This is a genomic window from Amycolatopsis sp. NBC_00345, assembly GCF_036116635.1.
In the GTDB taxonomy this organism is placed as follows: Bacteria; Actinomycetota; Actinomycetes; order Mycobacteriales; family Pseudonocardiaceae; genus Amycolatopsis.
The window spans coordinates 7,019,235-7,030,707 of the sequence record NZ_CP107995.1; the positions used below are offsets into that span (position 1 = coordinate 7,019,235).

At 70.7% G+C, this 11,473-nt stretch carries 14 protein-coding genes; 7 read left to right on the forward strand and 7 right to left on the reverse strand.

From position 1 onward, the window contains the following. Positions 1–6: 6 nt before the first annotated feature. Positions 7–801, reverse strand: coding sequence for an oxygenase MpaB family protein (locus OG943_RS31455; RefSeq protein ID WP_328604543.1), 795 nt, complete (start codon positions 799–801; stop codon positions 7–9). A gap of 94 nt (positions 802–895) precedes the next feature. Between OG943_RS31455 and OG943_RS31460 the strand changes: the two genes are divergently transcribed. The 3 genes from OG943_RS31460 to OG943_RS31470 are packed head-to-tail and all read left to right on the forward strand — an operon-like array spanning position 896 to position 2,834. Next, entirely contained in the window at positions 896–1,498 is a 603-nt protein-coding gene (locus tag OG943_RS31460) for an antibiotic biosynthesis monooxygenase (RefSeq protein ID WP_328604544.1), read from the forward strand. Position 1,499: 1 nt separating this feature from the next. Further along, a complete protein-coding gene (locus OG943_RS31465; RefSeq protein ID WP_328604545.1) occupies positions 1,500–2,324 on the forward strand; it encodes an NAD(P)H-binding protein in 825 nt (274 codons plus the stop codon). Between the two features lie 60 nt (positions 2,325–2,384). Then, entirely contained in the window at positions 2,385–2,834 is a 450-nt protein-coding gene (locus OG943_RS31470) for a GNAT family N-acetyltransferase (RefSeq protein ID WP_328604546.1), read from the forward strand. 59 nt (positions 2,835–2,893) lie between these two features. On the opposite strand, the gene OG943_RS31475 is transcribed toward OG943_RS31470, so the two are convergent. Together OG943_RS31475 and OG943_RS31480 are read right to left on the reverse strand one after the other, a co-directional pair. After that, entirely contained in the window at positions 2,894–4,369 is a 1,476-nt protein-coding gene (locus OG943_RS31475; RefSeq protein ID WP_328604547.1) for an alpha/beta hydrolase, read from the reverse strand. A 105-nt stretch (positions 4,370–4,474) separates the two neighbouring features. Next, positions 4,475–5,368 (reverse strand): LysR family transcriptional regulator, encoded by an 894-nt coding sequence (locus tag OG943_RS31480; protein ID WP_328604548.1) that lies wholly within the window; start codon positions 5,366–5,368, stop codon positions 4,475–4,477. A 70-nt stretch (positions 5,369–5,438) separates the two neighbouring features. Here OG943_RS31480 and OG943_RS31485 point away from each other — a divergent pair, with 70 nt between their 5' ends. Then, entirely contained in the window at positions 5,439–6,539 is a 1,101-nt protein-coding gene (locus tag OG943_RS31485) for an FAD-binding oxidoreductase (RefSeq protein ID WP_328604549.1), read from the forward strand. A 159-nt stretch (positions 6,540–6,698) separates the two neighbouring features. On the opposite strand, the gene OG943_RS31490 is transcribed toward OG943_RS31485, so the two are convergent. Further along, positions 6,699–7,244, reverse strand: a complete 546-nt coding sequence (locus OG943_RS31490; RefSeq protein WP_328604550.1) for a DUF4232 domain-containing protein — start codon at positions 7,242–7,244, stop codon at positions 6,699–6,701. A gap of 275 nt (positions 7,245–7,519) precedes the next feature. Then, positions 7,520–7,924: a nitroreductase family deazaflavin-dependent oxidoreductase gene (locus tag OG943_RS31495; protein WP_328604551.1), complete on the reverse strand. Its 405-nt coding sequence runs from the start codon at positions 7,922–7,924 to the stop codon at positions 7,520–7,522. 147 nt (positions 7,925–8,071) lie between these two features. On the opposite strand from OG943_RS31495, the gene OG943_RS31500 reads away from it, so the two are divergent. After that, positions 8,072–8,542: a MarR family winged helix-turn-helix transcriptional regulator gene (locus OG943_RS31500; RefSeq protein WP_328604552.1), complete on the forward strand. Its 471-nt coding sequence runs from the start codon at positions 8,072–8,074 to the stop codon at positions 8,540–8,542. A gap of 63 nt (positions 8,543–8,605) precedes the next feature. On the opposite strand, the gene OG943_RS31505 is transcribed toward OG943_RS31500, so the two are convergent. Then, entirely contained in the window at positions 8,606–9,274 is a 669-nt protein-coding gene (locus OG943_RS31505; RefSeq protein ID WP_328604553.1) for a GNAT family N-acetyltransferase, read from the reverse strand. A 52-nt stretch (positions 9,275–9,326) separates the two neighbouring features. On the opposite strand from OG943_RS31505, the gene OG943_RS31510 reads away from it, so the two are divergent. Both OG943_RS31510 and OG943_RS31515 read left to right on the forward strand, forming a co-directional pair. After that, positions 9,327–10,118: a tyrosine-protein phosphatase gene (locus OG943_RS31510; protein ID WP_328604554.1), complete on the forward strand. Its 792-nt coding sequence runs from the start codon at positions 9,327–9,329 to the stop codon at positions 10,116–10,118. 78 nt (positions 10,119–10,196) lie between these two features. Continuing rightward, the gene (locus tag OG943_RS31515) at positions 10,197–11,054 is read left to right on the forward strand and encodes a PaaX family transcriptional regulator (RefSeq protein ID WP_328604555.1); all 858 of its coding nucleotides are present in this window, start codon (positions 10,197–10,199) and stop codon (positions 11,052–11,054) included. Here the strand turns inward: OG943_RS31515 and OG943_RS31520 are convergent. Then, positions 11,044–11,436, reverse strand: a complete 393-nt coding sequence (locus tag OG943_RS31520; RefSeq protein WP_328604556.1) for a RidA family protein — start codon at positions 11,434–11,436, stop codon at positions 11,044–11,046. The two genes, OG943_RS31515 and OG943_RS31520, sit on opposite strands and share 11 nt — an antisense overlap. Positions 11,437–11,473: the final 37 nt, after the last annotated feature.

Genomic DNA, 11,473 nt, shown 5'->3' on the forward strand with positions numbered 1-11,473 from the left:
AACCGGTCACACGAGCGGGCGACCGTAGCGCAGGCGACGGCGGAGGTCGTACAGGTGCGCGTTGAACGGGAACCGCCGCGCCACGCCGGGCAGCCGCCCGGCCACGCGGCCGATCCCGCGCATCAGCCGCCCGAACCGCCGCTGGTCGGCGGCCGACCACGGCAGCCGCATCTGCTCGCGGAAGCAGCCGGGCAGGAACCCCGTGGTCACGAAGCGGTGGAACCGTCCGAAGAGGACGGAGAACGGGCGGGGCAGGAAACGCAGGTCCACGATGTCGACGAGGTACTCGCGGGTGCGGTCGTCGATCTCGACCCGGCCGAGGCCCTCGGCCCAGTACTCCGCGAAGGCCGCCCGGTCGGCGGGCCACATCTCCGGCCGCACCTGCAGCGTCGTGCCGAACACCGCGGCCTGCTCGTAGAGCCCCTCGGGCACCGGCCGGCCCATGACCTCGAGGATGTCTTCGATCCCCTTGTACAGGCAGGCGGCCACCCACAGCTGCAGCTCGGGGTCGAAGGCGTTGTAGCGAACGGGACTCTCGTGCGTCGAATGCACCTGGACGTGGGCGGTGTTGACCGCCCGCCGGTACGCGGCGCGCTCCTCGTCGGTCCCGAACACGGCCACGGCCAGGTAGGTCGTGGTGGTGCGCGCGCGTTTCAGCGGATGCCGGAACAGGTTGCCGCTCTCGACCCGGCTCTCCATCACGCCGTAGCCCACGGGCGGGCGGCCCAGCTGCATGATCACGTTCGCGCTCCCGGCCAGCAGCCCGGCCCCGAGCACGGACTCCTGCAGCACATCACCCATGTCGGAGCCTCCTCGTCTCCAGGGAACGCCACTATTGACCGCATGTCAAGAACGCGCTTGACTTCAAGGGAACTTGAAGTACCACGCTGGCCCCATGACCACCGAGACCGAACGCGCCACCTGGCCCGATCCAGCCCGTCCCGACGTCGCCGTGGTGCGGATCCGCCGCGGTGACGGCGAGCCCCCGTTCGACCAGCCGGGCTCGTGGCCCGAAGGACTACTGAGCTTCACCGGCTACACCAACGAAAACGGCTGGTTCAGCTACGAGCAGTGGACCACCGAGCCCGAGCCGGACGGCAGCGAGTACCGGCTCTACCGCAGCGGCACCCGGCCGGACACCCCCGTACCCGGCTGCATCGTGCTCGTCTCCGTCGAGTTCGACGGCCCCGACGAGGCCCGCCAGAAGCGCTGGGTGGACCTGGTGTTCGAGGCCCTCGGCGACGAGGAGACCCCGCACCCCGGCGGGATTTCCGCCCACTTCCACCTCAGCGACGACGGCACCCGCATCGCCAACTACGCCGAGTGGAGGAGCGAGGCCGACCACATCGAGGCAATCGAGTCGTCCGGCCAGGGCACCGTCGGGAAATCGCCTAAGTTCGAGGCGGTGAAGACATTCCCGGGAGTGGTGGCCGGCGACTTCCAACGGTTCCGGCCCGTCGTCCACCGCACCGCCGCCGAGCAGCCGAAAGAGAGCTGAAATGTTCCTGGTACTGGGGGCCACCGGCCACGTCGGCGGCGAGGTCGCGCGGCAGCTGCACCAACGCGGCGAAGCCGTCCGCGCGCTGGTCCGTGATCCGGCCAAGGCGAAAGCGAAGCTGCCGGACGGCGTCGACGTCGTCCAGGGCGACCTGGAACGGCCGGACACGCTCAAGGCCGCGATGGCGGACGTCACCGCCGTTTTCCTGGTGAACCGCATGCGCGAAATCGGCGCGGGCGTCAAGGTGCTGGCCGACGCCGGGCGGCTGGTCTTCCTGTCCTCCGCCTCCGTCATCGACGACGTGGCCGAGCAGGCCAACTTCATCGGCCAGGCCCACGCCGTGGTCGAGGACGCGATCCGCGCGTCCGGCACGCGCTGGACCTTCCTGCGCCCGGGCGGTTTCGCGACCAACACCCTCGGCTGGGCCCCGCAGATCCGCGGCAGCGACGTCCTGGAGGGCGCGTACGGCGATCAGGCCCAGCCGTTGATCCACGAGGCCGACATCGCGGCGGTCGCCGTCCGCGCGCTCACCGAAGACGGTCACGACGGCGCCCGCCACCTGCTCAGCGGGCCGGCGCCGATCAGCCAGGCCGACCAGGTCGCGGCCATCGGCGCGGCGCTCGGCCGTCCGCTGCGCTGGGTGGAGATCAGCCCGGACGAGCAGCGCCGCCGGCTCGCCAAGGTGATGCCGCCCGGAATCCTCGACGTCTACCTCTCCGGGCTGGCGTCCTCCTCGCCCGCGACCGGCGTCGTCGAAACGATCACCGGCGAGCCGGGCCGGACGTTCGCGCAATGGGCCGCCGACCACGTGGCGGACTTCCGCTGACCGGTGGCCGCGGTCACCGGGGGTACCGGCGGCCGCGGCCAGTCTGGTCGAATACCGGACATGGACGTGCAGCTGCGACAAGCCGAGCCCGGCGACTACGAGCGGATCATCACCGTCGCCGACGAGTGGTGGGGGCGGCCGGTCAGCTCCATCCTGCCCCGGCTGTTCCTCGACCACTTCTTCCGCACCAGCCTGGTGGCCGAGGAATCCGGTTCCCTGGCCGGTTTCCTCGTCGGGCTGCTGTCGGCCTCGGAGCCCGAAGCCGCGTACATCCACTTCCTCGGCGTCGCACCGTCATTACGCGGCGCGGGCCTAGCGCGCCGGCTGTACAACCGGTTCTTCACCCTCGCCGAGGCCGACGGCCGGTCGCACGTCCGAGCGGTCACCTCACCGCAGAACGCCACCTCGATCGCCTTCCACGGCGCGATGGGCTTCAGCGTCACCGGCCCGGTCGCCGACTACGACGGCCCCGGAGTGGACCGGATCGTGTTCCACCGCACCCTTTCGTAAGACTCGTGAGTGTTTATGACGGTTCTAACCGTCATAAACACTCACGAGTCCTGACCTGCTCAGTAGACCCGCGTCACCGGGTGAGGCCCGGTCTGGGGCGCGGTGCCGGTGGGCCATTCGGCGGCGCAGTGCGTGCCCGGGGCCGGGCGCGCGAGCGTCAGCAGGTAAGTGTCGATCGCGTCGCGGGCGCAGGTGCTGTTGCCGTAGTCGCCGTGACCGGTGCCGTCGTAGGTGAGCAGGACGGTGTCCGGCAGCTGCTCCGCGACGTTCGTGGCCCACTCGTACGGAGTGGCGACGTCGTGGAGGCCGTTGGTCATCAGGATCGGCGGGGCCTGGGTGACGTTCAGGCGGTGCTGCGGGCTCTGCACCGGGCCGGTCCAGCCGAGGCAGTTGGTGATGTCGGAGAAGAAGCCGCTGAAGTGCGTGTGCGGCGCGAGGGCCTCGACGTCCTCCCGCAGCTTGCTCAGGCTCGCGAAGTCGCCCACCTCCGGCCAGCGCCAGTCCGAGCACCAGATGGCCTGGTAGCTGTTGTCCACCAGGTCCGCCTGCGCCGAGACCGTCTGCGGGCCGGTTCCGGCCAGTGCCGCGAGGCGAGTGGCCAGCCCAGCCCACTGGTCGCTCGGGTGGTACATGTTGCCGAACGCGTTGTCCCGCAACGCTTCCACCGACAGTGCCTGACCCGTGGCCGGGTCGATCAGCTTGCCCGCCGATGCCTGGGCGTACAGCTTGTCCCACAGCGCCAGCACGTCCTGGCCGTGCAGCGCGCACGACGCCGTCCGGTCACACCACGCGGCGAAGTCGGTGAACGAGTTCTCGAACGCCTTGTTCGCGGCGGTCAGATAGCCGGACGACTGGACGCTGTGGTCCATGTTGGAATCCAGCACCAGCGCGCGCAGCCGCGAGCCGAACAGCTCCGCGTACTGCTGGCCGATCTGCGTGCCGTACGACACGCCGTAGTAGCTGATCTGCTCTTCCCCGAGCGCGGCGCGGATGCCGTCCATGTCGCGCACGACGCTCTCGGTGTCCACATGGGAATCCAGCCCGGCGTTGTGCTTGGCGCAGTCCTGCGCGATCGCGCTGTTGCGCGCCAGCAGGTCCGTGTACTGCTGCTCCGTCGTCGGGATCAGCTCGACGGGCTGCGACAGCACCGCGCGGTCGCACTTGATGCTGCTGCTCTGCCCGACGCCGCGTGGGTCGAAGCCGACCAGGTCGAACGAGTCCAGGATGGACTGGGAGAAGTAGTTGCCGGCCGCCGCCGAGATGACGAAGTCGACGCCCGAGCCACCCGGCCCGCCGGGGTTGACCAGCAAGGCTCCCTTGCGCTGCGCGGGTTTCGCCGCCTTGATCCGGTTGATCGCGATGCCGACCTTCGCGCCGTCGGGCTGGTTCCAGTCGACGGGCAGCTGGACTGTGGCGCACTCGACCTTCGACCCGTCGAAGCAGGGACTCCAGTCGATTCCGGCGGCTGACGCCGGGAGTGCGGGGACGACAAGCGCGACCGTGGCCGCGAAAACGACCGTGAGCAGTTTCCGCACGCGGGGCCCTTCTGCCGGAATTCCGGGGACCCGTCCGAGATTAGCGAGGGATGGCCATACTTTTGTCGGGTTCGCCCGGCGTCGGATTCGGGTATGGGGCCGGGCTCAGACCGGGTCGGGTTCGCGCACCGTGGCCCGGGCGAAGTCGATCAACGCGCGGGCGGCGGGCCCGGCCGGCCCCCCGTCGCGCCAGGCGAGCGCGAGCTTGCCCCGCAGCCGCGGGCGCAGCTGCAGCGTGTGCAGCTCGGCCGAGTAGTACCGCGCGAGCGACTCCGGCACGAGCGCCACGCCGAGGCCGCGCATCGCCAGCTGCGCCAGCACATCCGGGTCGCTGGCCTCGATCGTCACGCGCGCCCGCAGGCCGGCCGCGGCGAACCCGCGGTCGAGCACCCCGCGCAGACCGGTGCCCTTGGGCAGGCAGATCAACGACCGTTCGGCCAGCTCGGCGAACGTCACCTCGCGGCGGCCGGCGAGCGCGTCCCGCGGCCCGGTGACGGCGACGAGCGCCTCGTCCAGCACGGTCTGCGTGGCCAGGCCCGCCGGCTCGCCGTCCGCGAGCCCGATCACCGCGAGGTCCAGCCGTCCGTCACGCAGCTTTTCGACCATCACGTCGGAGTTCGCCTCGGCCAGCGTGATCTCGACGCCGGGGTAACGCTCCGCGAAGCCCGCCAGGAACTCCGGCAACGCGACCGGGCCGGCCGAGGTGACGATGCCGATCGCGACCTGGCCGCGGACCAGCCCTTCGAACTCCGCGACCGTCTCGCGCACGGCGTTCACCGAAGCGAGCGCGGCGCGCGCGTGCGGCAACACGGCGGCCCCGACGTCCGTGAGCCGCACGGCGCGGCCCGACCGGTCGAACAGCGGCTGCCCTAGCTCGCGTTCCAGCCGCCGGACCTGCGCGCTGACGCCGGGCTGCGCGACGTGCAGCCGCGTGGCGGCCCGCGTGAAACCGGCCTCCTCGGCGACGGCGACGAAGTACTCGAGCTGATGCAGTTCCATAAGCACTGATTCTAACTGAGTGAAGGAACATCTCTTGGACTTCTTCACGGTTCCGCGTCAGGCTGGTCGTATGCTCACTTTCACCCCTGGTCAGGACGGATACGAGACCGAGATCGCCGGCTTCCAGACCGGTGTGCCCTCAAAGCCACAGCTGGTCGTCGCCGCGACGAGCGCGGACGACGTCGCCGAGGGCGTCCGGTACGCCGCGGACCACAACCTGCCCGTTTCGGTGCAGGCGACCGGCCACGGCCTGCGTGAACCGGCCACGGGCGTGCTGATCTCGACGCGCCGCATGGCGGGCGTCTCGATCGACCCGGCGCGCGCCGTCGCCCGGGTCGAGGCCGGCGCGACCTGGGGCGCGGTGATCGAGGCCGCGGCCGGGCACGGGCTGGCGCCGCTGAGCGGTTCGGCGCCCGGCGTCGGCGTGGTCGGTTACACGCTGGGCGGCGGGTTCAGCCTGATGGGCCGCCGCTACGGCCTCGCCGCGGACCACGTGGTCGCCGCCGAGTCCGTCGCCCCGGACGGCACGCGCGGGCCCGGGCTCGACGGAGTGATGACGTCACTGGAGTTCGGCCTGTTCCCCGTCACCACGCTCTACGGCGGCGCGCTTTCCTTCACCGCGCAGGAAGACGCGCTCCGCACCTGGCGCGACTGGACCGCGGACCTGCCGGACACACTGACGACGTCACTGGCCCTGGTCCCGTACCCGGACCTCCCGATGATCCCGGAACCCTTGCGCGGCAAGCACATCGCGCAGATCCGCGTCGCATACCTCGGCTCGGCGGACGAGGGCGCCCGCCTGGTCGCCCCGCTGCGCGCACTGGGCCCGGCCATGGACACCCTGGCGCCCCTGCCGTTCACGAAGTCCGGCACGATCGCCGCCGAGCCCCCGGACCCGCACGCCTACGTCGGTGACAACCGGACGCTGTCCACCTTGTCCGAGGACTCCGTGGACGCCATCCTCACCGCCGCGGACTCCCCGGTCGTGCTGATCCTGGACCTCCTCGGCGGCGCCTACACCCCGGGCCGCCACCTGGCCCCGGACTCCCGCTACGCGGTCCGCGCACTGTCCGCCCCGTCCGAAAACGCCGGGCAGGAGAAGCTGTTCGAAGCTTTCGAACCCACGGCGACGGGACGGCTGACGAGCTTCGTCTACGGACAGCCGCTCTGACCCTCTCGCCGGCATGACTCCTTGCCCGAGTCCCTGAAGGCCACCATGAGGGCATGTCCGACCCTCATGGTGGCCTTCAGGGACCCTCGGTCAGACGACGGGGATGATTCGGACCAGTCCTAGGCCCAGAAGTCCGTGCGCTGTATGGGAAACCCTGCGTCACACCGCGGGCGCGACACCGGCCGTAACGGCACCGACGTCGACGGAGTGGCTCGCCGCCGAGGTGTCCACGCCGCCGAGGGACCACGGCACCGTGATCTCCGGGTCGCTCTGGTCACCGCGCGGCGTGGTCTCCTGCGGCGCCGTGACGTCGATCGCCAGCGGGGTCTGCTGCTGCGAGGACGGATCGATCGCCGTCCAGTGCAGCGGGATGTACGCGGAAGAGCCGTTGGTCAGCTGCACGGCCGGGGCGTCGGCGGGGACCTGCTGGTTCACCAGCACGTCGTGGGCGCCGACGAGGTCCACCGGCACCGAGGCGGGCAGCGTGCAGGTCTCGCCCGGCTTGGCGGTGAACTGGAGGAAGCCCTCACGGTTGCCCGCACCGGCCCCGCCGTAGACGAGCTTCGTGGTGATCTGGCCGGAAGTGCAGTTGAAGTCGGTCGGCATCGCGTTCGCGGTCCCGGCGGCCAGCGCGGTCGCCCCGGCGGCGGCACCGGCGACGGCAAGGGCGGCAACGGTGCGGCGAAGAGTCGTGCGAGTGTTCATCGGTTCTTCCCTTCCTGCGGTGACCGGACGGACGTTCCGTCCGGCGGCAGGCGATCCGATGGTGATTCATTCACCTCGATCGCTCTCACAGTGGTAGATGCCCACGGGTCTGCCGGGGATGCGCCGCTGTGGGATCACCCGCACGAAGGCAACCGGGGCGGGGCACACACGTCACCGATTTCGAGGAACAGCGCTGAACACCCGTGAACGCCAAAGCCGCTCAGCCGGCGGTGACGAAGCCACCATTGGCTGAGCGGCAAGGAAAACGGCGGGGTTCAGCGCTCCAGCACGAACACCGGGATGAGGCGCTTGGTCTTCGTCTCGTACTCGGCGAAGCCCTCGGCGTGGGCGACCATGCCGGCGTACAGGCGGTCGCGCTCGGCGCGGTCCTCGATGAGCTTCGCGGTCGCGTCGAACTTCTCGGTGCCGATCTCGACCTTGATCTTCGGGTTGGCGACCAGGTTGTGGTACCAGTCCGGGTTGGTGTCGGCGCCGCCCTTGGACGCGGCGATGACGATCCGGTCGCCGTCGGTGGAGTAGACGAGCGGCGAGACCCGCTCCTTGCCGCTCTTCGCGCCGGTGTGCGTGATCAGCACCATGTTCTTGCCCTCGAACACACCACCGACCTTGCCCTCGTTCGCGTGGAACTCATCGACGATCTGCTGGTTCCAGTCCGACATGCGCGCTCTCCAAAGTTGTTGACGTTGACAACAAACGTAGTTTGCCAGCGAAGGTGATGTCAACGAACTCGGGGGGACGCCATCCGACCGGTAGGGTCTCGGGCGGGAAGACTGATCACCCAGAGTATGTACCCAAAAAGGAGTGGGATGGCCACCGAGTCCGGCCTGAGCGTGGAGGACGGGGTCCGCGAGCTGCTCCTGCTGATGCCGCGCCTGGTCGGACGCGCGAAGCGGCTGCCGGTACCGGCGGAGCTGGCCGACCTGTCCCTCGCGCCGCGGCACCTTTCCCTGCTGTCCTACCTGCTGTTCGACGGCCCGATGACGATCACCGAACTCGCCGGGCGGCTCAAGGTCGCGCCGACCACGACCAGCCTGATGGTCGGCGACCTGTCCCGCCAGGGCCTGCTCGACCGCGCCGAGGACCCGAACGACCGGCGCCGCACCATCGTGAGCATCAACGACGGGAAGCGCTGCGCCGTCGACGCCTGGCTGGCGCGCGGCGCGCAGGCCTGGGAACGCGCGCTGACACCGCTAACCCCCGCCGAGCGACAGCTGGTGATCACGACTCTGCGGGCCTACGAGCAGGACGTCGCGGAATGCTGCGCGGAAGACTCCTGACGAACGCGAGCGCGTGAGATCGGTCTGGACCGCTCAGGAATCGCTGCGGCACAACGCAAGTCCTCACACAGTCAGCCACCGCGCCTGCGGCCCGGCGCAGCGATGCGGCCGCGGGTTGTCGTGCTGGTACCACCAGGCTTCGCTGACGCGGCCGTTCGGCAAGGTGTAGCGGGGCGGGCCCGGGGCGCGGCGGAGGCCGGCCGCCTCCAGGGAACGGCCACTGGAGACGTTGCCGACCTCGGCGCCGGCGCGGACGCGGAACAGGCCGAGGTGCTCGTGGGCCAGCAGCAGGCCGGCGGTGAACAGGTCGCGGCCCAGGCCGTGGCCGCGGTAGTCCGGGGCGAGGTAACCACCGGTCTCGGGGCCACCGTCCTCACCGGAGTGGACGCTCACCAGGCCCACGCACCGGCCGGCGCCGAGGTCGATCGCCACGACGTCCACCGACTGCGGATCGGGGGTCGTCCAGTCCGGTCCGGTGCCCGGCGCCACGCGCAGGGCCTCCCCGCGCATCGACTCCTCGACCACGGAATCCGGTAGCCAGCCCAGCCAGCGCTGCGCGGCCGGGTCGCTGCCGCACGCCACGGCGGCCGCGTACTCCCACGCCGTGGGGGTACGGAAAAGGAACCGGCCGAGGGCGAACGCGTGCCCGCGCCGGTCGCAGGTCCGCTTCGCCATCAGGCGGCCACGGCGGGTCAGCCTGCCGAAAAGCGGGGCCTCGGACACGTTCGCCATCTCGGGGGAAATGGTACTCGCGCCCAGGTCGGGCTGGAACAATGCTCAACCCATGGGCACAAGCAGAACGGTGGGCTGGGAAGGCTTCTTCAACACCAGGGACCTCGGCGGCCTGCCGACCAGGTCGGGCCGCCCGACCCGCCACGGCGCCTTCTTCCGCTCGGCCGATCTCCGGTTCGTCACCGAAGCGGGGTGGTCCCAGGCCCGGGAAGCCGGCCTGCGGACCATCGTCGACCTGCGCAACGCCGCCGAGATCCGGCCCACGGCGGAGTCCCCCACCGCCCCTGCGGGTTCGGCCCGGTTCACCGCCCCCGCGGGCACCGCCGCCCCGTCCGGCATCAACCGCGTCGAAGTCCCCCTCGACGATGTCGAAGACGTCGAGTTGTGGCAGCACATCAGCGATGAACATTTGGACGGCAGCCCGCTCTACTACCGCGTCTTCCTCGAGCGGAAGCCCGAGCGCTGCGCCGCGCTCATCACCGCGCTCGCCCAGACGGGTCCCGGCGCGGTGCTCTTCCACTGCGGGTCCGGCCGGGACCGGGCGGGCCTGGTTTCGCTGATGCTGCTGGCGCTGGCCGGGGTCGAGCCCGAAGCCATCGCCGCGGACTACGAGCTGTCCACCGAGGGGGTGCGGCCCCTCTACGCCACGTTGGGCGTCGAAGACCAAGGACCGCTGATCGAGTCGATGCTCGCCCAGCACGGGACCACCAAGCGAGACGCCGTCTTGCACACCCTCGACGGCTTCGACGCGGAGAAGTACCTGCTCGACGCCGGTGTCAGCACCGCGGACCTGAAGAATCTCCGCAGCCGGTTCCTGCCGATCCGGCCAGAAGCAGGCGGATAGATCGTGACCGCCCGGGTGCGGCCGATCCCGCCGTGACTGTGGCCGGATCGGCAACGAAGGGCGCAGTATGGTGAGCGGGTGACGGTCGTACCGGAGTCAACCGAGCTGGACGCCGGGCGGGCGGCCCAGCCTCGGCAGCTGATCGTGTCCGTGTACGGCTTCTATCACCGGAGCCGCCGGAGCGAGGGCGGCTGGCTGTCCGTCGCGGCGCTGATCGGGCTGCTCGCGGTGGTCGGTGTCGACGAGCCGGCTGTGCGCTCGTCCATCTCGCGGCTCAAGCGGCGCGGCATCCTCGACGCGGTCCGCCACGACGCCACCGCGGGCTACGAGCTTTCCGGGACCGCGCTGGACATCCTGCGCGAGGGCGACGAGCGCATCTTCCGCCGCGACCGCGCCACCCTCGCCGACGGCTGGCTGCTCGCCGTGTTCTCCGTGCCCGAAGCCGAGCGCCACAAACGGCACGTGCTGCGCACCCAGCTCGCACGGCTGGGCTTCGGCACCGCGGCTTCCGGCGTCTGGATCGCGCCGGCGCACCTGCACCAGGTGACGGCCGAGACGCTGACCCGACTGGGCCTGGCCGCGTACGCCGACCTGTTCCGCGCCGAGCACCTCGCCTTCGGCGACCCCGCCGCCAAGGTCCGCGAATGGTGGGACCTCGACCAGCTCGACGAGCTGTACACGGCGTTCCTCGACGAGCACGCGCCCGTGCTGGAGCGCTGGCGCCGCCGCCGCACGACGCCGGGCGAGGAAGCGTTCGCGGACTACATCCGCGTGCTCACCGGCTGGCGCCGCATGCCCTACCTCGACCCGGGCCTGCCCGCCGAGCTGCTGCCCGCGGGCTGGTCCGGCATCCGCGCCGCCGAGGTGTTCTTCACGCTGCACGAGCGCCTCGAAGCCCCGGCCCGCGCGTACCTGCTGGAGACGCTCAGCGGCTGAGGACCGCGAAGCCCTGCACCTCCACCAGCGCCTCGACGTCCCACAGCCGGCTCACGCCGATGCCCGCCATCGCCGGGTATTCCTTGCCCACCAAGCGTTTCCACGTCTGGCCGATCTCCCGCGCGTGCGCCTTGTAGTCCTCCATGTCGACGATGTAGATCGTCACGCTGCACAGGTCGGCCGGCTCGCCGCCGGCCGCGCGCAGCGACGTCAGCAGGTTGCCGAGCGCGCGTTCGAACTGCTCGACCACGGTGACGCCGGTGATCTTGTTGTCCGCGTCCAGCGCGGTCTGCCCGGCCAGGAAAACGAGCCGGCCCTCGGCGGTCACGGCGTGCGAGAAGCCCGACGGACGGCCCAGCCCGGGCGGGTTGAAACGCTCCATGCGGCCGAGCGTAACCCATCTATCGCCTTCTTGACGA

What these genes read in the sequence shown, in the direction of transcription:
- OG943_RS31455 (WP_328604543.1), bottom strand. Translation starts at nt 801, where the DNA reads ATGGGTGATGTGCTGCAGGAGTCCGTGCTCGGGGCCGGGCTGCTGGCC.
- OG943_RS31460 (WP_328604544.1), top strand. Translation starts at nt 896, where the DNA reads ATGACCACCGAGACCGAACGCGCCACCTGGCCCGATCCAGCCCGTCCC.
- OG943_RS31465 (WP_328604545.1), top strand. Translation starts at nt 1,500, where the DNA reads ATGTTCCTGGTACTGGGGGCCACCGGCCACGTCGGCGGCGAGGTCGCG.
- OG943_RS31470 (WP_328604546.1), top strand. Translation starts at nt 2,385, where the DNA reads ATGGACGTGCAGCTGCGACAAGCCGAGCCCGGCGACTACGAGCGGATC.
- OG943_RS31480 (WP_328604548.1), bottom strand. Translation starts at nt 5,368, where the DNA reads ATGGAACTGCATCAGCTCGAGTACTTCGTCGCCGTCGCCGAGGAGGCC.
- OG943_RS31485 (WP_328604549.1), top strand. Translation starts at nt 5,439, where the DNA reads ATGCTCACTTTCACCCCTGGTCAGGACGGATACGAGACCGAGATCGCC.
- OG943_RS31490 (WP_328604550.1), bottom strand. Translation starts at nt 7,244, where the DNA reads ATGAACACTCGCACGACTCTTCGCCGCACCGTTGCCGCCCTTGCCGTC.
- OG943_RS31495 (WP_328604551.1), bottom strand. Translation starts at nt 7,924, where the DNA reads ATGTCGGACTGGAACCAGCAGATCGTCGATGAGTTCCACGCGAACGAG.
- OG943_RS31500 (WP_328604552.1), top strand. Translation starts at nt 8,072, where the DNA reads ATGGCCACCGAGTCCGGCCTGAGCGTGGAGGACGGGGTCCGCGAGCTG.
- OG943_RS31505 (WP_328604553.1), bottom strand. Translation starts at nt 9,274, where the DNA reads ATGGCGAACGTGTCCGAGGCCCCGCTTTTCGGCAGGCTGACCCGCCGT.
- OG943_RS31510 (WP_328604554.1), top strand. Translation starts at nt 9,327, where the DNA reads ATGGGCACAAGCAGAACGGTGGGCTGGGAAGGCTTCTTCAACACCAGG.
- OG943_RS31520 (WP_328604556.1), bottom strand. Translation starts at nt 11,436, where the DNA reads ATGGAGCGTTTCAACCCGCCCGGGCTGGGCCGTCCGTCGGGCTTCTCG.